Annotated in this window: 19 protein-coding genes; 10 read left to right on the top strand and 9 right to left on the bottom strand. The window is 64.8% G+C overall.

The genetic code is table 11. The annotated features are described in order from the left end of the window. Position 1 precedes the first annotated feature (1 nt). Entirely contained in the window at positions 2-2,812 is a 2,811-nt protein-coding gene (gene polA / locus VSX77_RS02865; RefSeq protein ID WP_338426160.1) for a DNA polymerase I, read from the bottom strand. Positions 2,813-3,130: 318 nt separating this feature from the next. Continuing rightward, positions 3,131-3,940, bottom strand: coding sequence for a MipA/OmpV family protein (locus VSX77_RS02860; RefSeq protein WP_338426159.1), 810 nt, complete (start codon positions 3,938-3,940; stop codon positions 3,131-3,133). Between the two features lie 146 nt (positions 3,941-4,086). Between VSX77_RS02860 and VSX77_RS02855 the strand changes: the two genes are divergently transcribed. Further along, the gene (locus VSX77_RS02855; RefSeq protein ID WP_422397270.1) at positions 4,087-4,869 is read left to right on the top strand and encodes a response regulator; all 783 of its coding nucleotides are present in this window, start codon (positions 4,087-4,089) and stop codon (positions 4,867-4,869) included. Next, positions 4,862-6,304 carry a sensor histidine kinase gene (locus VSX77_RS02850; RefSeq protein WP_338426158.1) on the top strand — a complete coding sequence of 481 codons (1,443 nt, stop codon included), beginning with the start codon at positions 4,862-4,864 and terminating at the stop codon, positions 6,302-6,304. Before VSX77_RS02855 ends, VSX77_RS02850 begins: the two co-directional genes overlap by 8 nt. Before the next feature lie 54 nt (positions 6,305-6,358). Here VSX77_RS02850 and purT read toward each other — a convergent pair whose 3' ends face one another. Next, positions 6,359-7,540: a formate-dependent phosphoribosylglycinamide formyltransferase gene (purT, locus tag VSX77_RS02845; protein WP_338426157.1), complete on the bottom strand. Its 1,182-nt coding sequence runs from the start codon at positions 7,538-7,540 to the stop codon at positions 6,359-6,361. 127 nt (positions 7,541-7,667) lie between these two features. Between purT and VSX77_RS02840 the strand changes: the two genes are divergently transcribed. The 5 genes from VSX77_RS02840 to ahpF all read left to right on the top strand — a co-directional run bounded on the left by VSX77_RS02840 (position 7,668) and on the right by ahpF (position 11,628). Beyond that, entirely contained in the window at positions 7,668-8,099 is a 432-nt protein-coding gene (locus VSX77_RS02840) for a nuclear transport factor 2 family protein (protein WP_338426156.1), read from the top strand. A 54-nt stretch (positions 8,100-8,153) separates the two neighbouring features. Then, positions 8,154-8,888 carry an AraC family transcriptional regulator gene (locus VSX77_RS02835; protein WP_338426155.1) on the top strand — a complete coding sequence of 245 codons (735 nt, stop codon included), beginning with the start codon at positions 8,154-8,156 and terminating at the stop codon, positions 8,886-8,888. A 46-nt stretch (positions 8,889-8,934) separates the two neighbouring features. Continuing rightward, positions 8,935-9,228 carry a hypothetical protein gene (locus VSX77_RS02830; protein WP_338426154.1) on the top strand — a complete coding sequence of 98 codons (294 nt, stop codon included), beginning with the start codon at positions 8,935-8,937 and terminating at the stop codon, positions 9,226-9,228. A gap of 154 nt (positions 9,229-9,382) precedes the next feature. After that, the gene (gene ahpC / locus VSX77_RS02825) at positions 9,383-9,946 is read left to right on the top strand and encodes an alkyl hydroperoxide reductase subunit C (protein WP_338426153.1); all 564 of its coding nucleotides are present in this window, start codon (positions 9,383-9,385) and stop codon (positions 9,944-9,946) included. Between the two features lie 125 nt (positions 9,947-10,071). Beyond that, positions 10,072-11,628, top strand: coding sequence for an alkyl hydroperoxide reductase subunit F (gene ahpF / locus VSX77_RS02820; RefSeq protein WP_338427198.1), 1,557 nt, complete (start codon positions 10,072-10,074; stop codon positions 11,626-11,628). 18 nt (positions 11,629-11,646) lie between these two features. On the opposite strand, the gene VSX77_RS02815 is transcribed toward ahpF, so the two are convergent. Both VSX77_RS02815 and VSX77_RS02810 read right to left on the bottom strand, forming a co-directional pair. Next, positions 11,647-12,132 carry a GFA family protein gene (locus tag VSX77_RS02815; RefSeq protein WP_338426152.1) on the bottom strand — a complete coding sequence of 162 codons (486 nt, stop codon included), beginning with the start codon at positions 12,130-12,132 and terminating at the stop codon, positions 11,647-11,649. 52 nt (positions 12,133-12,184) lie between these two features. Further along, complete coding sequence (locus VSX77_RS02810; protein ID WP_338426151.1) at positions 12,185-12,889, bottom strand: glutathione S-transferase family protein; 705 nt, start codon at positions 12,887-12,889, stop codon at positions 12,185-12,187. 111 nt (positions 12,890-13,000) lie between these two features. Here VSX77_RS02810 and VSX77_RS02805 point away from each other — a divergent pair, with 111 nt between their 5' ends. After that, complete coding sequence (locus VSX77_RS02805) at positions 13,001-13,351, top strand: winged helix-turn-helix transcriptional regulator (RefSeq protein WP_338426150.1); 351 nt, start codon at positions 13,001-13,003, stop codon at positions 13,349-13,351. A gap of 16 nt (positions 13,352-13,367) precedes the next feature. Here the strand turns inward: VSX77_RS02805 and VSX77_RS02800 are convergent, their stop codons facing one another. Beyond that, positions 13,368-14,357, bottom strand: coding sequence for a zinc-dependent alcohol dehydrogenase family protein (locus VSX77_RS02800; RefSeq protein WP_338426149.1), 990 nt, complete (start codon positions 14,355-14,357; stop codon positions 13,368-13,370). 97 nt (positions 14,358-14,454) lie between these two features. On the opposite strand from VSX77_RS02800, the gene VSX77_RS02795 reads away from it, so the two are divergent. Then, positions 14,455-15,351, top strand: coding sequence for a LysR family transcriptional regulator (locus tag VSX77_RS02795; RefSeq protein ID WP_338426148.1), 897 nt, complete (start codon positions 14,455-14,457; stop codon positions 15,349-15,351). Between the two features lie 10 nt (positions 15,352-15,361). Here the strand turns inward: VSX77_RS02795 and guaA are convergent, their stop codons facing one another. After that, positions 15,362-16,975: a glutamine-hydrolyzing GMP synthase gene (gene guaA / locus VSX77_RS02790; protein ID WP_338426147.1), complete on the bottom strand. Its 1,614-nt coding sequence runs from the start codon at positions 16,973-16,975 to the stop codon at positions 15,362-15,364. Between the two features lie 167 nt (positions 16,976-17,142). Here guaA and VSX77_RS02785 point away from each other — a divergent pair, with 167 nt between their 5' ends. After that, positions 17,143-19,518, top strand: a complete 2,376-nt coding sequence (locus VSX77_RS02785) for a TonB-dependent receptor plug domain-containing protein (RefSeq protein WP_338426146.1) — start codon at positions 17,143-17,145, stop codon at positions 19,516-19,518. Here VSX77_RS02785 and VSX77_RS02780 read toward each other — a convergent pair. Both VSX77_RS02780 and VSX77_RS02775 read right to left on the bottom strand, forming a co-directional pair. Then, the gene (locus VSX77_RS02780; protein WP_338426145.1) at positions 19,515-20,567 is read right to left on the bottom strand and encodes a glycosyltransferase family 4 protein; all 1,053 of its coding nucleotides are present in this window, start codon (positions 20,565-20,567) and stop codon (positions 19,515-19,517) included. The two genes, VSX77_RS02785 and VSX77_RS02780, sit on opposite strands and share 4 nt — an antisense overlap. Further along, entirely contained in the window at positions 20,564-21,436 is an 873-nt protein-coding gene (locus VSX77_RS02775) for a UDP-2,3-diacylglucosamine diphosphatase (protein WP_338426144.1), read from the bottom strand. The genes VSX77_RS02780 and VSX77_RS02775 overlap by 4 nt, the downstream gene beginning before the upstream one ends. Positions 21,437-21,595 lie beyond the last annotated feature (159 nt).

Here is a 21,595-nt window from a genome sequence, read left to right as displayed (position 1 = left end):
CCTAATGCGCGTCGCCCCAGCTCTTGCCGGTACCGATCTCGACTTCCAGCGGGACCGACAGTTTGAGCACCGGCTCGGCGGCGCCCATCATCACCGCGCGGATGACCTCGCCCGCCGCCGCGGCATTGTCCTCGGGCGCCTCGAACACCAGTTCGTCGTGGACCTGGAGCAGCATTTTGACGTCGGACAGCCCTGCACCCGCCAGCGCGCGCGGCATTCGTGCCATTGCGCGTTTGATCAGGTCGGCGCTCGTGCCCTGGATCGGTGCGTTGATCGCCGCGCGCTCGCTGCCCGCGCGTTCATTCTGGTTCGCTGCCTTGATGCGCGGAAACCATGTCTTTCGGCCGAACAGCGTCTCGGTATAGCCGCGCGCCCGCGCCGCTTCGAGCGTGTCGGTGATATAGTCCGAAATGCCGGGGAAACGCTCGAAATAGCGCGCGATCAGCGCCTGCGCCTCGTCGGGCGTGATTTCGAGGCGGCCGGCGAGGCCCCAGCGCGAAATGCCATAGAGGATCGAGAAATTGACCGTCTTGGCCTTGCCGCGCGTGTCGCGGTTGACCTCGCCGAACAGCTCGATCGCTGTGGCGGCGTGAATGTCGTCGCCACGGGCAAAGGCCTCTTTGAGCTCGGGCACGTCGGCCATATGCGCCGCGAGCCGCAGCTCGATCTGGCTATAGTCGGCGGCGATCAGCACATGGCCGGGCGCGGCGATAAAGGCGTCGCGGATCTGGCGGCCGGTCTCGGTGCGGATCGGGATGTTCTGCAGATTCGGGTCGGTCGACGACAGTCGCCCCGTCTGCGCGCCGACAAGGCTGTAGCTCGTGTGGACGCGGCCGGTCACCGGGTTGATCTGTTGCTGCAACGCGTCGGTATAGGTCGACTTCAGCTTGGCGAGCTGGCGCCATTCGAGGATTTTGCGCGCGATCGGCACGCCGTCGCGTTCGAGCCGTTCGAGCTCGTTCTGATCGGTCGACCAGTCGCCCGACTTGCCCTTGCGCCCGCCTTTAAGACCCAGCTTGTCGAACAGAATCTCGCCAAGCTGTTTGGGGCTGCCGATCGCGAAGGGTTGTCCCGCGAGGCCATGGATCTCGCCCTCGATGCGCAGCATCTCGTTCGCAAACTCGCCCGACAGCTTTGCCAGATATTCGCGGTCAACCATGATGCCCGCGCGTTCCATACCCTCGACGACGGCGGCCAGCGGCCGGTCGACCATCTCGTAAACGCGCGTCCCGCCTTCGAGCGGCAGGCGGAGCTTGAGCAGTTTCCACAGCCGCCACGCGACCTCGGCATCCTCCGCCGCATAGTGCGTTGCGCGGTCGAGCGGCACCTCGGCAAAGCTGATCTGCGATTTTCCCGTGCCGCACATCTCCTTGAAGGTCAGGCAGACGTGATCGAGGTGCAGCTTGGCCAGCTCGTCGAGCCCGTGCTGGTGCTTGCCCGCGTCGAGCGCAAAGCTCATCACCAGCGTGTCGTCATAGGGCGCGATGGTGATCCCATGCTGTGCGAGCACGCCGATGTCATATTTAAGGTTGTGCCCGACCTTTAGCACCGCCTCGTCGGAAAACAGCGCGTGCAGCCGCCCGATCGCGTCGGCCAGCGGCACTTGTTCGGGCTTTTCGGCAAACATGTCGGTGCCGCCATGGCCGAGCGGGATGTAACAGGCCTTGCCCGCCCCCGTCGACAGGCTGACCCCAACGAGCGTGCCGGTGACGCTGTCGAGGCTCGCGGTTTCGGTATCGACCGCGACAACATGCGCCGCGCGCGCCTCGGCTATCCAGCGGTCGAGCGCCTCGATCGTCGTCACCGTTTCATAGAGCGTGCGGTCGATTGGCGGCATCGCGGGCAGAGTTGGCGTCGAGGGCGCGGCGGCAGGCGCAGCGGGCGCCGCGCCCGCGCGCGGCAGCGTCGGCGGACCCGCGGGCGTGGCGCCAAGATCGAGCTTGGCCGACAGCGAACGGAACCCATGTTCGTCGAGGAACAGCTTGAGCGGTTCGGGCGGGATCGCGCCAAGCTTTAGCGCCTCAAGCGGATCGGGCAGCGGACAGTCGCGCTTCAGATCGACCAGAATTCGCGACAGTTCGGCCATTGCGCGATGTTCGATCAGATTTTCGCGCAGCTTGCTGGGCTTCATCGTTTCCGCGCCATCGAGCGCGGCGGTCAGATTGCCATATTCCTGGATCAGCTTGGTCGCGGTCTTCGGCCCGACACCGCGCACGCCGGGGACATTGTCGACGCTGTCGCCCATCAGCGCGAGGACGTCGCCGACCAGATCGGGGGTCACGCCGAACTTTTCAGTCACCGCGTCGATCCCCATCCGCACATTCTTCATCGTGTCGAGCATATCGACATGCGGGCCGTCCGCTGGCTCGCGGATCAGTTGCATCAGATCCTTGTCCGACGACACGATCGTGACGTCCCAGCCTTCGCGCACTGCGGCTTCGGCATAGGATGCGATCAGATCGTCGGCCTCGAAGCCCTCCATCTCGATGCACGGCAGCGAAAAAGCCCGCGTCGCGTCGCGGATCAGCGGGAACTGCGGGACCAGGTCCTCGGGCGGCTCCGGACGGTTCGCCTTATACTGGTCGTAAATATCGTTGCGGAACGACTGGCTCGAATGGTCGAGGATGACCGCCAGATGCGTCGGCCCATCGGCGTCGTGCAGGTCCTTCGCCAGCTTCCACAGCATCGTCGTATAGCCATAGACCGCACCGACCGGCACGCCCTTGGGGTTCGTGAGCGGCGGGAGGCGGTGATAGGCGCGGAAGATATAGCTGGAGCCATCGACCAGATAGAGGTGATTCTTTTCCGACATGGCGCGGGGTGTAGCAGCGGCGATGCGGGCGGCCTAGGGCGATGTTCCTGCTTTCTTCCTATCCGCCGCGCGGCCGCGGGGGCCGTTCGGAACGATAGGGTTCCGGATCGTCGAAGGCGGCGCTCTAAACGCCGTTCAGCGAGCGGATCGCGGCGATGCTACCGGGGCCGTTGCGACGGATCGTACTCCAATGCCCATTGCTCCCTCCTGATGAATCGCCGGCCTTCGCGGTAGCGAAGGCCGGCGCCCGCGAGGCGCGCCGGGGAGGGGAGGGGGCAGCGCGGTCGCGGGTCTCGATAGAAGGGAGCCGGGATGACCCTAGAAGCGATAGGCGAGGAAGATACCGCCTTGCCACTGACCGGGCGAACCGCGCAGGCGAACGAGCGGAGCGTCCTTTGCGTCGTTCAACAGTCGGGTGTAGCCGCCGGTTGCCGAAATCATCCAGCGATCGCCCAGCCAGTATCGCACGCCGACCGACGCGCCGACATCCTTGATGCCCTCGTCGGCGGCGTAAACCGGCAGGCCGCTGGCCGCTGCCTGTGCTTCGGTAACGCCGAAATAGCTTTGCATATATTTGGCGTCGGCCCAGCTTGCTGATGCGCCGAGTGACAGCGTAAGCGAGGGCGAAAGGCCGAAATCGACCCCGCCCGCTGCTGCCCCGACCACCCCGTCGTGCCCGTCCGCGACGTCCTTCCCCGCCGACAGTTCAATCCAGGCAGGACCCACATCCGTTCGGATGCGACCGCCCAATTCGATGGCCGTACCGACCTTTCCAAGCCCGGCAAGCGCGGCATTGCGCTTTTCAGGGCGATCGCGGCGATAGCGGGCGACCGGCCCGATGCTGATCTTCACATCGTCGGAGGGGCTAACGCGCAGCAGGTTCGCGCCGATTTCGGGCCCGCGGATATAGACGAGATCCTTGTAATCGACCGAAATGAACGGAAAGGGCAGGACCTCATAATCCTTCGATCCTTCATAGTCGGGCGCATAAACTGCGCCGGCGCCGGCCATCACGGTCCAGTCGTCCCTGTCGGTCGCGGGCTCGCGCGCCTGCGCGCCGGGCGCGCCGAACATCGCGGCAATGGCCATAGCGGCGCCGACGAGCGCAATCGCGGCCGACTGTTTCAAGGTTGGGAGCTCGGGAGGCCGGACCGAGGGGCGGGCTGGATAATCGGAATCGCGCATGAAACCTCCGAGGGGAAAGAAAGCCCCCCGGCTTCTAGGCCTTCGCCCAACCCGCCCGATTACGTCGCGATGTCAATTTGTTACAGAATATGTCGGCTAAAGACTCGCGATGGGCGCGCGGCTATCGTCCGGGCATGGCGACGACGCGGCTACCCCAAATTCTCGTGGTCGACGACGATCGACAGATTCGCACGATGCTCGCTCGCTATCTGGGCGATCATGGCCTGCGGGTCATGATGGCCGAAGGCGGCGAGGCAATGATGGAATTGCTCGCCGCGCATCCGTTCGATGTTGTGGTGCTCGACGTGATGATGCCCGGCGATGATGGTTTCACGCTCTGCCAGCGCCTTCGCGCGCGCAGCACGGTGCCGATCATCCTGCTGACCGCGCGCGACAGCGATACAGATCGGGTCATCGGGCTGGAACTGGGCGCCGACGATTATGTCCCCAAACCTTTCAGTCCGCGTGAATTGCTCGCCCGCATCCGCGCCATGCTACGCCGGGCTTCGATGGTTTCCGACGCGGCGATGGCGAAAAGCACGCGCTTTCACTTTGCGGGCTGGATGCTCGATCTGGCCCGGCGCACGCTGACCTCGCCACGCGGAACGCGTGTCGATCTGACGACCGGCGAGTTCGACCTGCTGACGGCGCTGGTCCAGCATCCGCAACATGTGCTGAGCCGCGACCAGCTGCTCGATTTGGTTCATGGGCGCAGCAACCTCAATATCGACCGCAGCATTGACGTGCAGGTCAGCCGCCTTCGCCGAAAGATCGAGGAAGACCCCCAGGATCCGGGCCTGATCCGCACCGTCCGCAACGGCGGCTATTTCTTTGCGGCCGATGTCGAAAGCGGCGTTCCTGCCAATGGGTAGATTTGGCCTGCGCCTGTCGCGGCTGAAACTCGCGCCGCGGATCGGCCTGGCGATCGTATTGACGGTGGGTTCGGCCTATCTCCTCAATCAGAGCCTGCAATATTTGATCCCGCCGCCGCCGTTCGTGATGGTGCAGCGGGCATGGCTGGTCGAATCGGTCGTCGATGGCGCCCGCCGCGCCGGGAGCAGCGAGGGTGCGCACCGCCACGGTGCGCTGGGGGCGATGGCTGCGTCGCAATATCTGGATTTTTCGCTGACCCGCACCGCGCCGCCGCCAATGAGCGGATCGGGCTCGCAGCTCGCGCAGGGGCTGCGGAAATCGATCGCGACCGGGCTGGGCGTCGCGGCGGATCGGGTTGCGGTGACGACGGGCGTCTATGACGAAAATAATATGGAGCGAACCGCGCGCAACGCTATCGTCATCATCCCCGAACTGCCGGCGGTACTGACCTCCGAAACACTCGCGAGCAACGAAAGCAGCGTGCTCGGCGATCTGTTCATTTCGGTAAAGCTCGACGACGGCCGCTGGCTGACGGTGACGCAGCGCAACCTCACCGCGTCGTGGCGCCACTATGCTCGGATTGCATTCAGTGTGGTCGGCAACCTGCTGATCGTGGCGCTGTTCTCGATCTGGATAGCACGGAGCATCGTGGTTCCGCTCACCCGTCTTTCGGCCGCGATCGAATCGTTGGGGCGCAACCGCGAACCGGCGCTGCTCGCCGAGATGCGATTGCCCGAATATGCCGCCATCGCCGACGCTTTCAACACGATGCAGCTGCGGCTGAAACGCTTTATCGACGAGCGCATGGGGATGCTTGCGGCGATTTCGCACGACCTGCGCACGCCGCTCACCCGGCTTCGCTTGATGGCCGAATATATCAATAATATGGAGCAGCGCGACCAGCTGTTGCTCAACGTGACCGAGATGGAGACGATGGTCGGCGACGCGCTGGCGTTCATGCGGTCGGAAGCGTTGAGCGAGAAGGTTGAAGTCGTCGACCTGGCGGCGTTACTGATCAGCCTGACCGACGAATATGGCGATTTCGGGCATCGCGTTTCCTACAGCGGTCCCGAACATGCCGACCTTCCGTGCCGTCCTGTAGCGTTGAAACGCGCCTTTTCCAACCTGATCGCCAACGGCTGCAAATATGGCGGCGCCGTCGCGGTCCGGCTTGCGGCCACAGCGGACGCGTTCACCGTCGATATTCACGATGAGGGCGCGGGGATCCCGCCCGAGTTCGAGGAAAAGGCCTTCCAGCCCTTCGAACGCCTTGAAGCATCGCGAAGCCGGGAAACCGGCGGGTCGGGGCTGGGCCTCGCGATCAGCCGCGATATCGTGCGCAGCCATGCGGGCGAGATCGGTTTCCGGCGCCCGGACAAGGGTTTTATCGTCTACGTCCGGTTGCCGCGTCCGACGGCGGCCGACGCACCGTAGCGACGATCGGCCGGCCCCGCGGCGGCCCGCGCGGCCATCGTCTTGCCGAACGGCTCAGCCGCGATAATCGATCGCCAGCTTCCCCGCCGCCGTCACGGCCACGGCGCGGGCGTCGTCGGTCGTGCCGCCCGCAACCGTCGCCAGCGTCACGCCCATGCGGCGGTATGGCCGCGTCACCGGCTTGCCGAAGATGCGCGCGTCGACCGAAGTCGCGGCATCGGGCGGCATAAGCGCGTCGGCAAGGCCGGTGATCGCGAAGTCACTCGCGTCGCGGTCGGCGAGCAACACCGCGCTCGCGCTCGAATGCGAAACGTCGATCGCCGGAACGGGAAGGCCCAGGATGGCGCGTGCGTGCAGGTCGAACTCCGACAAGTCTTGCGAGATCAGCGTCACCATGCCCGTGTCGTGCGGGCGCGGCGACAGTTCGGAGAAAATGACCTGGTCGCCTTTCACGAAAAATTCGACGCCGAAAATGCCGTGACCGCCCAGCGCATCGACGACGTTGGTCGCCATATCTTGCGCTGATGCGATCGCGGTTTCCGACATCGCCGCCGGCTGCCAGCTTTCGCGATAGTCGCCGCGTTCCTGCCGGTGCCCGATCGGCGGGCAGAAAGTCACGCCATCCTTGTGCCGCACGGTCAGCAGCGTGATCTCATAATCGAAATCGATGAACGCCTCGGCAATGACGCGCAGGCGATCGCCGCGCATCCCGGCGGCGGCATAATCCCACGCTGCGTCGATGCCGCCGGCGTTCTTCACCGTGCTCTGCCCCTTGCCCGACGACGACATCACCGGCTTCACCACCAGCGGAAAGCCGATGCGGCCCGCCGCGGCGGCCAGTTCCTCGCGCGTCTCGGCATATTCGAAGGTCGATGTTTTTAGGCCCAGCTCGCGCGCCGCAAGGTCGCGGATCGCATCGCGGTTCATCGTCAGCTGCGCCGCGCGCGCCGAGGGGACGACGTGAAAGCCTTCGGCTTCGACTTCGGCCAGGATTTCGGTGCGGATCGCCTCGACTTCGGGCACGATATGGTCGGGGCGATGTTTTGCGATCGCGGCGCGCAGCGCGTCGCCGTCGAGCATCGAGAAAACCTCATATTCGTCGGCGACCTGCATCGCGGGTGCCGCCGCGTAACTGTCGCACGCGACGACATGGCAGCCGAGCCGCTTGGCCGAAATCACGAACTCGCGCCCCAGCTCGCCCGAGCCGAGGAGGAGGATTTTTGCCGTGGGGGTCATGCGCGCGCCTTTCGAATCTGTTGCGCCTCCACAGCCCATATCGCGCGCCCGCGCAATGCACGTTTCTTCAACGCGCACGCGAGGGCAGGGGACTAGGATGCGGGCTGATTACAAAAGGAGAAAGACGATGCAGGCGATCGCCGAGCTTGAAACCCCGCTGCCGACCGAGGCATTGTTCGACCGTTATCATGTCGGGTGGGAGACGAGGGATGCTGACCTGATCGCGTCGCTGCATTCGGCCGACACGCTGTTCCAGCTTCACGACGGATCGCCGCCGGTTGAGGGACGCGAGGCGCTGCGCCAGCATTGCCGCCAGCTTTTCGCGACCTATGATTTCTCCATGCTGATGGGCAAAAGGATTTTCGGCCGCGATTACTGGACGTTCGACTGGACGATGGTGCTGACGCTCGCGATGGCCGACGGCACTGCCTTTGTCGCGCATGTCGGGATGCTCGACGTGATCCGCGTCAACCCCGAAGGCGAGGTGGTGAGCAAGCATGTCTATCCTGACATCGCACAGATGGAGGCGGCCTTCGCCCGCGCGGGCATCGCGCGATAGGTGGCAGGGCCGCGCGTCTTGCGCGCGGGGTGCGCCGGGTGAATAACCGCCGCCATGCCTGATCCGGTGACGCCCTTTCGCACCAGCTGCTTTCCGGTCGGCGCACGGGCGCTTGCGCCGCACGCCAATCTGGTGACGGCGGTGCTCGCGGGCCGCTCCGGCCCGCTGCGACTCCGGCGCGATGGCCTTTGCGTCGAGGGGGATTTGCTGCTCGTCCGGCCGGGCGTCGTTCATGGCGTCGCGCTCGCCGGGCAGGGGGCGGACGTCCTCTACCTCAACGGTTTGGCCTTTCCGTTCGATGCACCGCTCGCGGTGGCGCTCGAAGGCGCACTGGCGCATGTCGCACGCGCGGCGCGGGGAGGCAATGCGTCGGCTGTTGCCGAGTTGCGCGACCGGCTTGCGACTCCGCGCGAAGGCGGGCTCCCCCACGGCATCGCGGCAGTCGTTCGCGCGATTGACGGCGAACCGATGTGGCGGATGTCGCAAAGCGAGCTCGCGAGCCGGCTCGGCATGGAGCGGACGCAGGCGCTGCGATATTTCACCCGATCGACGGGGCAGGGTTTTCGCGAGTTCAAGCTTTGGTCGGCGCTGCAACATGCGACGGTCGCGATGGCCGGCGGCGCGCTGGTCCGCACCGCCGCGATGGACGCGGGCTTTGCCGATACAGCGCATCTGTCGCGCGTGTTCCGCCACGTCTTTGGCCTGACGCCCAGCGAGGGCATCGCTGGGCTCGCTCTCGCGCCTCTCCCCACGGGTCGCGGGGTGCTTTCGAGCCGTGCTTTTATGTGATAGCCTTCGTTCAACCGCCCTGGTGAATGCTGCGGGAGGGTCGATAATGACGGATGATTGGCGAGTGGATGACCTGGCGCTGTGCATCAGCCGGCACGCGCGCTATCCGGCTGCGGTGCGCCCCGGCGCGGTTTTTACGGTTCGCGCGGTGATCGCTGACATGCCCGACGTTAATGGTGGGCAGGCGGGGACCGCGCTCAATTTCCGCGATGTGCCCGACCTCGGCCCGCGCGCCGCCTATTGCGCGCGGCGCTTTCGCAAGATCACCCCCGGTGCGCCCGACGATTTCGATACCGAAGTGATCGATCTGATGGCCGACGCCGGACAGGTGGGTCGTTAATCGCCATTTTGCGCCAATCCGGCTCTTTGATCGATTCAGCCGATAAGTGTGCCCGGAAATTTGGGGTTGAGTGCTGCGGCCGCTCGGCATAGCTGGCCCCTGCAATTCATTTTGCAGTGCAGCAATCCGCAGCAACAAAAGGAAACACTCTCCCATGGGTATCATCGGAAGCTCGATCAAGCCGTTCAACGCCACCTCGTACCACCAGGGCAAGTTCGTCCCCGTGACGGACGCCGACACCAAGGGCAAGTGGGCGGTGTTCTTCTTCTATCCTGCCGATTTCACCTTCGTGTGCCCGACCGAGCTCGAAGACCTCGCCGACCAGTATGAAACGCTCCAGGGCCTCGGCGTCGAAGTCTATGCCGTGTCGACCGACACGCATTTCAGCCACAAGGCGTGGCACGACAGTTCGCCGGCGATCGGCAAGATCAACTATCACATGCTGGGCGACCAGAACCACGTCCTCGCCAACAATTTTGGCGTGCTACGTGAAGATTCGGGCCTTGCCGACCGCGCGACCTTTGTCGTCGATCCCGACGGCGTGATCCAGGTGATGGAAATCACCTGCGAAGGCGTCGGCCGGAATGCCGAGGAACTGGTCCGCAAGATCAAGGCCGCGGTCTATGTCCGCGCCAACCCCGGCCAGGTCTGCCCGGCGAAGTGGGAAGAAGGCGCCGAAACGCTCGCGCCCTCGATCGAACTCGTCGGCAAGATCTAAGCCGACCGATTGGCAGGACCGGGCGGGCGGCGCTCGCCCGGTCCTTGCACCCTCAGAAAACCAATAACGTCGTATCCCCCGCGCGGCGAACCCTTGCTCCTGTCCGAAAGGCTCTCCCCATGCCGATGCTCGACGCCAATACCACCGCCCAGCTCAAAACCTATCTCGGCAATCTCCGCCGTCCGATCGAGCTCGTCGCGAGCCTCGACGCATCACCCAAGGCGGCGGAGATGCGCAGCCTTGTCGAAGAGGTCGCAGCCCAGTCGGACCTCGTCACCGCGCGCTTCGATGGCGACGATGCGCGCCGCCCGTCCTTTGCGATCCGCGGCGACGAAGGCAGCGCCGAAGCTATGTTCGCCGGCCTGCCGATGGGGCATGAATTCACCTCGCTGATCCTCGCCTTGCTCCACGTGGGCGGTCACCCGCCGAAGGAAGATGCCGAGCTGCTCGATGCCGTGCGCGCACTCGAAGGCGACTTCACCTTCGAGACCTTCTTTTCGCTTTCGTGCCAGAATTGCCCCGATGTCGTGCAGGCGCTGAACATCATGGCGGCGCTCAATCCGAACATCCGCCACACCGCGATCGACGGCGCGCTGTTTCAGGACGAGGTCGAGCGGCGTCAGGTGATGGCGGTGCCCGCCGTATTCCTGAATGGCGAACCTTTTGGGCAGGGCCGCATGGATCTGGCACAGATCGTTGCCAAGCTCGACACGGGCGCCGTGGCGCGCGCAGCCGAAAAGATCGCCGCGAAGGAGCCCTTCGACGTGCTCGTCGTCGGCGGCGGGCCCGGCGGCGCCGCGGCGGCGATTTACGCGGCTCGCAAGGGCATCCGCACCGGCATCGTCGCCGAACGTTTCGGCGGGCAGGTGCTCGACACGCTGGGGATCGAGAATTTCGTCTCGGTCCAGCACACCGAAGGCCCGAAGCTTGCGGCGCAACTCGAAGCGCATGTGAAGGATTATGACGTCGACGTCATGAATGTGCAGGAAGCGGCCGAACTCATTCCCGGCGGCGCGACCGGCCTGCACGAGGTAAAACTCAAGAGCGGCGCGAGCGTCAAGGGCAAGACCGTCATCCTGTCGACCGGCGCGCGCTGGCGCCAGATGGGCGTCCCGGGCGAAGAACAATATCGCAACAAGGGCGTTGCCTATTGCCCGCACTGCGATGGCCCGCTGTTCAAGGGGAAGCGCGTCGCGGTGATCGGCGGCGGCAATTCGGGCGTCGAGGCGGCGATCGACCTGGCCGGGATCGTCGCGCATGTGACGCTGATCGAATTTGACAGCCAGCTTCGCGCCGACGCGGTGCTTCAGACGAAGCTTCACAGCCTGCCCAACGTCACCGTCATTACCTCGGCGCTCACCACCGAAGTGCTGGGCAATGGCGAAAAGGTCGTCGGGCTGCGGTATCGCGACCGCAATAAGGATGAGGAGCATCTCGTCGAGCTTGAAGGCATTTTCGTGCAGATCGGCCTGATCCCGAACACCGAATGGCTCGGCAATGCAGTGGCGCTCAGCGATCGCGGCGAGATCGAGGTCGATGCGCGCGGCGCGACCAGCCAGCCCGGCATCTTCGCCGCGGGCGACGTGACGACCGTGCCCTACAAACAGATCGTCATCGCGATGGGTGAGGGGTCAAAGGCGTCGCTGTCGGCTTTCGACCATCTGATCCGTTCGGGCGCCTGACGCCGCGCTGGCGGTCCATCAGCTCTCCGGCCAGACCTCGGTGTCATGGTCGGGGTGCTGGTGATTGCTCGCCTTGATCGCGCCGACATAGGCGGCCATTGTTTCCTCGGTCGTCCCCTCGGCGGGGATCGGCAGCGATTCGAACACCGCCAACCGCCCCTCTACGCCGAACTGCACGCGCGGCGGGAATTGCGACGGATCGTCGAACGACCCCGTGGTCAGGTTGATGTGCCCGCTTTCGGCATAGTCATAGGTAAGCGGCGTTCCGCACTCGCGGCAGAAGCCGCGCGCCGCCTTGTCCGAACTGTTGAAGGTCGCGGGCGCGCCGCGTGTCCATGTGATCGCATCGCGCGGCACGCCGATCAGCGCGATGAAGAAATTGCCCGCCGCCTTCTGGCACATGCGGCAATGGCAGATGTGCGAGCTGTCGCGCACCGCGGTGACCTGATAGCGCACCGCGCCGCACTGGCATCCACCCGATGCCTGGGTTTCGATCCGATCCATCGCCGGTAGGTAACAGCGGCGGCGCGGCCTCGCAACCGCGCCGCCGTGTCGGTCAGGCGCCGTAGCGCTCGATTACCTCGGCCAGCGGCACATGGCCAAGGCACAGCCCGCTCCCCGCGGCGCTTTCGCCGCTTTCGAGCGCGGTGGCATAAACGACCGCAGGGTCGGACTCCAACCGCGCGCGCAGCGCCGCAAGCTTTGGCCAGCGTGTCGGCGGCGCGACCTCGTGAAAGTCCAGCCAGCGCGCCACCCCGACGAACAGCGCGTCGGCCAGCGTCAGCTGGTCGCCGACCATGTAGGGGCCATCACCCGCCATGGCTTCCAGCTTGTCGTGGCGTTGGATCACGGCTTCCTTGCCCCATTCGCGCAGCGAATCCTGGAGCGCCGGGCGCGGCGGGGTCATTTCCATTGCCGCCCACAGCGGGCTGAAGGCACCAGTGAAGCCGGTGTTGATGAACGCCATCAGCTGCCGCATCCGGTCGGCCTCAGGCGACAGCGGATCGGGGCTGATCCGCCTGTCATCGTCGCGCACTGCAAACCAGTTCGCGATGGCCATCGTTTCGGTCAGCGCGCGGCCCTGGTCGGTAATCAGCGCGGGCGTCTCGTGCCGTGGATTGATGCGGGCATAGGCAGGCTCGCGCATCTCGCCGAGCATGTCGACGCGGCACAGGCGATAGGGTTTGCCCAGCCATTCGAGCGCGGCGACAAGCCCCATGGAACTTCCCAGCGGGAAGCCATAGATAAGGATCGGTTCCAAGATATTGCTCCATCGTCTTGTAAAAAGAGGGGGAGCTGCGCAGCCATTTCGGATATAGGGTGTCCGTCGCGCGCGTAAATTACGCACCTTTTTGTAACCATGGGGATGATGATGAAAGAGTTGGTGACGCGCTGTCCGATCGAGGAAGTGATGCAGGTGCTGAGCGGGCGCTGGCCGACCCTGCTCCTCTATTATCTCAGCGACGGGACCAAGAGATTCAGCGACTTGCAGCGCGACAATCCGACGATCTCGCACAAGATGCTGACGCTTGAACTGCGCAAGCTCGAGGACGCGGGCATTGTCCAGCGCACCGAATTCGACGGCTATCCGCGCCGCGTCGAATATGATCTGACGCCCGCGGGGCTGCGCCTCGTCCCGCTGATCGACGCGCTCGGTGAATGGTGGGTCGAAGCGAGCGACTGGGTCGCTCGGCGCGATGTCGTTGCTGTGCGGACGACCTGATCCGGCCGGCGGCGCGCTAAACCGTAACCACCACTTTGCCGAACTGCGCGTTCGATTCCAGATGGCGGTAAGCTTCGGCAATATCGCCGAAGGCAAAAACCCTGTCGATCACCGGTTTCAACGCGCCGGTTGCCAGGCCGCCAAGAATGAAGGCTTTGGCCGCATCGAGGCGATGGTTATCCTCGATCACCTCGTGGACCAGATAGCCGCGAAGGGTCAGTCGTTTGGCGAGCGCGGCGGGCATTGGAAAGGGCGTCGGCTGTGCGCCAAGCCCGCCATATTCGATCACGATTCCGTTCGGCGCCATCGCCGCGGCCAGCGCTTCGACGATCGGACCGCCGACGGCGTCGAGCGTAGCACGCACCCCGGTCGATCCGACAATGGCGATCAGCCGTTCGGCGACCGCTTCCTCCTCGAACGCGACGACATGTGCGGCGCCCGCGGCGACCAGCGCCGCGCGTTTCGCCGACGTGCGCGTCACCGCAATGGGTCGGGCGCCCACCATGTTGGCGATCTGGATCGCTGCTATGCCGACGCTGCTCGACGCCGCGGTGACGACGACGAAATCGCCCGCCTTGATCTGCGCCACCTCGACCAGCGCGCCATAGGCGGTCAGATAAGCCATCCACAGCGCCGCGGCACTTTCCCAATCCAGCCCGGCCGGGTTCTTGACGACGTGCCTTGCAGGCAGCGCCGCAAGTTCGCCATGCGTCGGATGCGCGATCATCGAAATTGGCGGAATGACGCCGACTGCGTCGCCTACCGCCAGCCCGCTCACCCCCGGCCCGATGGCATCGACGATCCCGGCGGCTTCAAGACCGAGGCGCGCGGGAAGGGTCGGGTGCTCGATATACTGCCCGCGCCGCATCAGCGCCTCGGCGCGGTTCAGCCCGAGCGCGCGGACGCGGATGCGGACCTCGCCGTCGCGCGGGGCGGCAGCGGCAATCTCGCCGATACGCAGAACCTCGGGTCCTCCGAATTGGTCGAATATCACAGCGCGCGGCATCTTCATTCCTTTCTTCTGGTGAGAAATGTTCGATACCGGCGGTCATTATGTTGATATATCGTCGCAATCAGCCAACAGTAAAAACTACAGGTTCGCAATGGATCGCTTTGCCAGCCTCACTGCCTTCGTGAAAGTCGTCGAAACGGGCTCGTTCACGGCTGCCGCACAGGCATTGGAGATTTCCGGTCCGATGGTCGGCAAACATATCCAGTTGCTTGAACGCCGGCTTGGCGCGCGACTGATTCACCGCACGACGCGGCGGCAGGCGCTCACCGATTTCGGCGCCGCTTATTATGAACGCGCAAAGGCGATTCTTGCCGACATGGCCGCCGCCGACGCGCTCGCCGAAAGCGAGGTAGCCGATCTCGCCGGGCGGCTGCGCGTGACGATGCCGGTGCATTTCGGGCGCGTTTGCGTCGCGCCGGTTCTCGTCGATCTCGCGCGGCGTTTTCCAAGGCTCGAACTCGACCTCGCGTTCAGCGACCATCTGGGCGATCTGATCGATGATGGCTTCGATCTGGCGATCCGTACCGGCGAACTTGCTGGGGGGACCGACTATCTGACGCGGCGGCTGGCGACGCAGCAGATGGTTGTGGTGGGTGCTCCCGCCTATTTGAACGAGCGCGGAACGCCGCGCGATCTGGCGGATCTCGATCATCATGCGACGCTCGCCTATCGCCGGTCGGGCGCCCTTCCACCCTGGCTTTTCCCGGGGCCCGGCGAAGTGGCAATCCGCTATGTGCCCAAGGCGCAGTGGCGCTTCAGCGATCTGGAGGCGCTCGCCGCCACCGCCGAGGCAGGGCTGGGGCTGGCGTGGGTGCCCTCGTGGCTCGTGCGCGAACGGTTGGATAGCGGCGCGCTGGTCGAGCTTTTACCCGAAGCCGGGCGTTTCCCCTATCCGGTCCACGCCCTCTGGCTGCGCACCACGCCTCTGCCTGCCCGAATCCGCGCGGCGATCGACGCGCTGGCGGCGGCGCTGCCACGGATGATGTGACGACGCGCCGTCACTCCCACTCGATCGTGCCGGGCGGCTTCGACGTATAGTCATACACGACGCGGTTGATGCCCTGCACCTCGTTGATGATGCGCGTCGCGCAGCGGCTCAAGAAACTGGCGTCGAAGGGGTAGATGTCGGCGGTCATGCCATCGGTCGAGGTGACGGCGCGGAGCGCGCAGACATGGTCGTACGTCCGCCCGTCACCCATCACCCCGACGGTCTTCACGGGGAGCAGCACGGCGAACGCCTGCCAGATCGCATCATACAACCCGACATTGCGGATTTCTTCAAGATACACGGCGTCGGCCTTGCGCAGGATGTCGCAGCGTTCCTTGCTGACTTCGCCCGGAATACGGATCGCGAGGCCGGGGCCGGGGAAGGGGTGGCGACCGACGAAAATGTCGGGCAGGCCCAGCTCCTTGCCGAGCAGGCGGACCTCGTCCTTGAACAGCTCGCGCAGCGGCTCGACCAGCTGCATGTTCATCCGCTCGGGCAGGCCGCCGACATTGTGGTGGCTCTTGATCGTGACGCTCGGCCCGCCGGTGAAGCTCACCGATTCAATCACGTCGGGATAGAGCGTTCCTTGCGCCAGGAAATCGGCGCCGCCGATCTTCTTCGCTTCCTCCTCGAAGACGTTGATGAACTCGGCGCCGATGAACTTGCGCTTCTTTTCGGGGTCGGTGACGCCCGCAAGGCCCGCCATGAAGCGCTCCTCGGCGTCCACCACGACGAGCGGGATGTTGTAATGATCGCGGAACAGGCGCTCGACCTGTTCGCGTTCGTTCATGCGCAGAAGGCCGTGGTCGACGAAGACGCAGGTCAGCTGTTCGCCGACCGCTTCGTGGATCAGCACCGCGGCGACCGCGCTGTCGACCCCGCCCGACAGGCCGCACAGTACACGCTGGTCGCCGACCTGGGCGCGGATTTCGGCGATTTTCGTGGCGCGGAACTCGGCCATCGTCCAGTCGCCCGAACAGCAGCAGACGTGGCGGACGAAATTGGCGATCAGCTTCGCGCCGTCGGGCGTGTGGACAACTTCGGGGTGGAATTGCGTGCCATAATAGCGGCGCTCGTCGTCGGCGATCAGCGCAAAAGGTGCGCCATCGCTGATCGCGACGATGCGGAAACCGGGGGCGAATTTCGTGACGCGATCGCCGTGGCTCATCCACACCTGATGCCGCTCGCCGACTTCCCATAATCCGTCGAACAGCACGCAAGGTTCGGTGACGGTCAGGAAAGCGCGGCCGAATTCGCCGTCGCGTTCGCCGTCGGCGCCGCCGGGCTCGACCCGCCCGCCAAGCTGCTGGCTCATCACCTGCTGGCCGTAACAGATGCCGAGGATGGGCAGGCCGCTGTCGAATACCGACTGCGGCGCGCGCGGGCTGCCGTCGGCGGGAACCGAAGCAGGGGAGCCCGACAGGATCACGCCCTTGGGTTGCAGCCGTTCGAGTGCGGCTTCGGCGGCGCTGAATGGAACGATCTCGCTATAGACGCCGGCCTCGCGGACGCGGCGGGCGATGAGCTGGGTGACTTGCGATCCGAAGTCGATGATCAGGATCGATTCAGGGGCGGCAGAGGAGTCGGGAGTCGGCATGGCTGGCCGATAAGGAAGCCGGGCCATGCTGTCCAGCCGTCGATACGGGCCGTCCGTCGAACAAGCATCGCCCCGACATATTGTTGCGACAATTGCGACATAAGTGAACGCCCAACAAAGAATGGCGTCAGCGGGTGTTAAGCTCGCGACCTGCAAATGAAAAACCAAGACAGAAAAGAACAAGGCTCTCCCCCATGAATAATGCCCGTCTTTCGATTTCTGTGCGTGCTGCTCTGCTGGCGGCTGGCGGGTCCTTTGCGCTGCCCGTTGTGGCGCAGGCGCCGATTGGCCAGCCGGTGGCCGCCGCGGTAGCCGACCAACCCGCCGATCAGGTGCCCGCGGCGGCGGAAACGATCGACGACGGCTATGATGATTATGCCGAGGACGAGATCGTCGTCACCGCGCCGCGCCTTGCGGGCCAGCTCGACACCGACATCAAGGCCGAAGCCGAACTCGATGAAGCCGCGATCGCCAGCTATGGCGTGTCGAACGTCGCCGAATTGCTCGCAGCGCTGGCGCCGCAGACGCGATCGGGGCGCGGGCGTGGTGGCGGGCGGCCGATCATTCTCGTCAACGGGCGGCGCATCGGCGGCTTCGGAGAGGTCCGCAACCTGCCCCCCGAAGCGATCGCCAAGGTCGAAATCTTTCCCGAAGAAGTTGCGCTGCAATATGGCTATTCGGCCGACGAGCGCGTCGTCAATCTGGTTCTTAAACCCAATTTCCGGCAGGTTTCGGTCGAAGCCGAAGGAGGCATTCCGACGCAGGGCGGCTCTTTTCAGAATGAAATCGAGCCTAGCTTTCTCGTGATTACCGACCGCGGCCGTGTCAACATCAACGCCGGCTGGGAAAGCAAGTCGATGCTGCGCGAAAGCGAGCGCGACCTCGAATATGACGATCCGGCGCAGGCGGCCGAAGCTCCCGCGCGCAGTCTGATTGGCGCATCCGACGAATATCGCATCGACGCCACCATCCAGCGCAGCCTGAACAAGGTCACCGACGCGTCGATCAACCTGCGGCTCGACCAGACCGACACGCTGTCGCTGCTCGGACCCGGTCCGGGCGGCGTCGGCGATCCGCTGGAACGCGACAGCCGCGCGCGCAACCTGACGTCCACCGCCAGTGTCAACGGGATGCTCGGGGACTGGCGCTGGTCGGTCACGGGTAATTATGCCGACGCCGACCAGCGGACCTTTACCGACCGCATCGACGGTTCGGTCGACCGCTTCGACAGCAGCCAGCAGACTTTTGGCGGCAACGCCAACCTGTCGGGCACTGTGACCGAAGGGTGGGCGGGGCCGATCCGCCTGTCGATGACCGGCAGCTATTCGGGACTGCGCTTCAACAGCCGGTCGGAGCGCGCCGATGGAGTGACGACCACCAATCTGTCGCGCGATCTTCCCGGCGTGTTCGGATCGTTGACCGTGCCGCTGCTTGATCCCGATTACGAGGTCGGCAAGGTCGGTACGCTGTCGCTGACACTCAGCGGACAGGTCCAGAATCCAAGCGATTTCGCAGCGCTCAAAAGCTGGGGCGCGAATTTGAACTGGGGCGTTACCGACAGCCTGTCGCTGATCGCGAGCTATAACAGCGACGAGGCCGCACCGGGCATCCAGCAACTCGGCGCGGCGCCGCTGGTGACGCCGGCGGTGACCTATTACGACTTCGCCACCGGGCGCACAGTGCAGATCACGACGACGACCGGCGGCAATCCATTCCTGCTTGCCGAACAGCGCCGCGACCTCAAGCTGGGGCTGAACTGGTCTCCACCGATGGTCGACGGGCTGAGCTTGTCGGTCAACTACAACCGCAACAAAAGCTATGACACGGCAAACAGCTTCCCCTTGCTGACGCCGGAAATCGAGGCGGCATTTCCCGACCGCGTGACGCGCGATGCGAACGGCGTGCTCGTCGCGATCGATCAGCGGCCGGTCAATTTCGACCGTAGCGAAAATTCGCAGATCCGCTGGGGCCTTAACTTCGGCAAGAGCTTTGGGCAGTCCGAACAGCGTGCCGGTCCGCGCGGCCAGGGCGGGGAACGCGCCGGCGGGCGCGGTCGCGGCGGTATGGGGCGCATGTTGGGCGGCGGGCCGCAGGGTGGCCGCTGGCAGGTGTCGCTCTATCATACGCTCAAGCTCACCGACACGGTGCTGATCCGCCCCGGCGTGCCCGAACTCGATCTGCTCGGCGGATCGGCGACGGGCAGCGGCGGCGGGTCGAACCGCCACCTGCTCGAACTCGACGGCGGTGTCTTTTACAAGGGCATGGGCATGCGTTTGAGCGCGAAATATGACAGCGGCAGTTCAGTAACCGGCGGGAACGCAGGCGACCTTGACTTTGGTGACCTCGCGACTTTCAATCTGCGCTTCTTCGTCGGCTTCGACCAGCAACCCAAGCTGACCGAAAAACTGCCCTTCCTCAAAGGCTCGCGCCTGCGGCTGTCGATTGACAATCTGTTCGATGCGCAGCGCAAGATCACCGATGCGAACGGTGTGGTGCCGCTGAACTATCAGCCGGGATATATCGATCCGCTGGGCCGCTATATCGAGCTCGAGTGGCGCAAGACCTTTTAGGTGGTAAGGCCTGCGGTTCCCAATTCGGCGCCGGAGGCAGGGTCGACAGGAACGAAGGACAGCGCGCGCGCGAACTGCGCGGTGCAGCTTGTCCAGCTGTAACGCGCGCCGAGCGCCGCGGCGTCGCGGCGGTCGCACGCAAGCGCGCGGTCGATCGCACGGTCAAGATTTTCGTCGAGCGCGCCGGCATCCTCCGACACGATGTCACCTGGTCCGGGCACCGGGTAGGCAGCGACCGGCGTGCCGCAGCTAAGCGCCTCAATCACGACGAGGCCGAAGGTGTCGGTGCGGCTGGGAAAGACGAAGACGTCGGCGCCCGCATAGGCCGAAGCAAGCACCTCACCGTCGAGTTTTCCAAGGAACAGCGCGCCGGGATGGCGGGCCTTGAGGTCGGCGAGTGCGGGGCCGTCGCCGACGATGACTTTCGTGCCGGGCTGGTCGCACTCGAGGAAGGCGCCGATATTTTTCTCGACCGCAACGCGGCCGACATAAAGCTGGATCGGACGCGCGAGGGCGACATAGGCGGGATGCGGCGCGCGGTCGGGGTGGAACAGGCCGTGGTCGACGCCGCGTTCCCACATCATCGTTTGGGTAAGGCCTTGATCGGCCAGTTCGTCCGCCAAGCTGCGCGTCGCAACCATGACGTGCCGCGCGGGACGGTGGAACCAGCGGATGAAGCGCCAGACGACGGCGGGTGACACGGGCAATCGCGCCGCGACATATTCGGGAAAGCGCGTGTGGTAGGCGGTGGTGAAGGGAAAGCTGTTGTCGAGACACCAGCGTCGTGCCGCAAGCCCGAGCGGCCCTTCGGTCGAAATATGAATCGCCTGCGGGGCAAAGGCACGGATGCGGCGGCCGACCGCGCGCCGACCGGCAAAGGCGAGGCGAATTTCGGCATAGGAGGGGCAGGGGATCGATCGAAACAGCTCGGGCGAGATGATTTCCACATCATGCCCCGCGGCGTGAAGCTCGCCGATTGTCGCCTGGAGCGTGCGGACGACGCCGTTGACCTGCGGCTCCCACGCGTCGGTGACGATCAATATCCTCATGCGGCGGCGGGCAGTGCGAGCTGCGTCGGCGCGCTCCGCGCGGCGACTTCTTTTGCCCAATGGAGGATATCCATCCGTCCGTCATGATGCTCCACCAGCGCGGTGCAACCCTCGACCCAGTCACCGTCATTATAATATTCGGTGCCTTCGATCTCGCGCATCTCGGCGCTGTGGATGTGGCCGCAGACGACCCCGTCGACCCCGCGCGAGCGCGCCGCATGGGCAACGACTTCCTCGTAGCGGCCGATGAATTGCACCGCATTCTTGACCTTGTGCTTGGCGACCATCGACAGTGACCAATAGGGCAGGCCGAGCTTGCCGCGGAACCAGTTGACCACGACATTGCACTTCATCAGCGTGGTGTAGGCGGCGTCGCCGACGAAGGCGAGCCAGCGGTGCGCCAGCATCACCGCGTCGAATTCGTCGCCGTGGACGATCAGCAGCTTGCGGCCGTCAGCGGTCTCGTGGATCGCCTCGCGGCGGATTTCGACCCCGCCGAAATCGAAGCCGTCGAAAGGGCGCACCATCTCGTCATGGTTGCCGGGGACATAGACGACGCGGGTACCGCGCTTCGCCCGCTTCAGCACGCGCCAGACCACGTCATTATGCTCGGGCGGCCAAAAATGGCGTTTCTTGAGCCGCCAGCCGTCGATGATGTCGCCGACCAGGTACAGCGTTTCGCAATCGACATGGTCGAAAAAGTCGATCAGCAGCGGCGCATTGCACCCCCGCGTACCAAGATGGATGTCGCTGACCCACACCGTGCGATAGCTCCGCCGTTCGCCGATCACGCGCTCGGGGATATGCGGTTCGGTCGAAAAAGGGTCGGCAAATCGGGCGGGTATCGGCAGGGTCGAAATCGATGCCATGTCTCACTCCGTAAGCAGCCTTTGGCTGCCCCCGGCCTAGACAGGAGTTTTGTTACACTGTGCGATTCAGAACCGCGTCGGTTCGGGGACGGTTCGAAGGCGGTTTGGTGACAGGGGGACGATTTTATCGCCGTCATTGCGAGGAGCCGGAGGCGACGC

It is taken from the genome of Sphingopyxis sp. TUF1, assembly GCF_036687315.1.
GTDB lineage: Bacteria > Pseudomonadota > Alphaproteobacteria > Sphingomonadales > Sphingomonadaceae > Sphingopyxis > Sphingopyxis kveilinensis.
The sequence above is the reverse complement of the archived record's forward strand: the minus strand, read 5'-3'. Positions and strand labels throughout refer to the sequence as shown.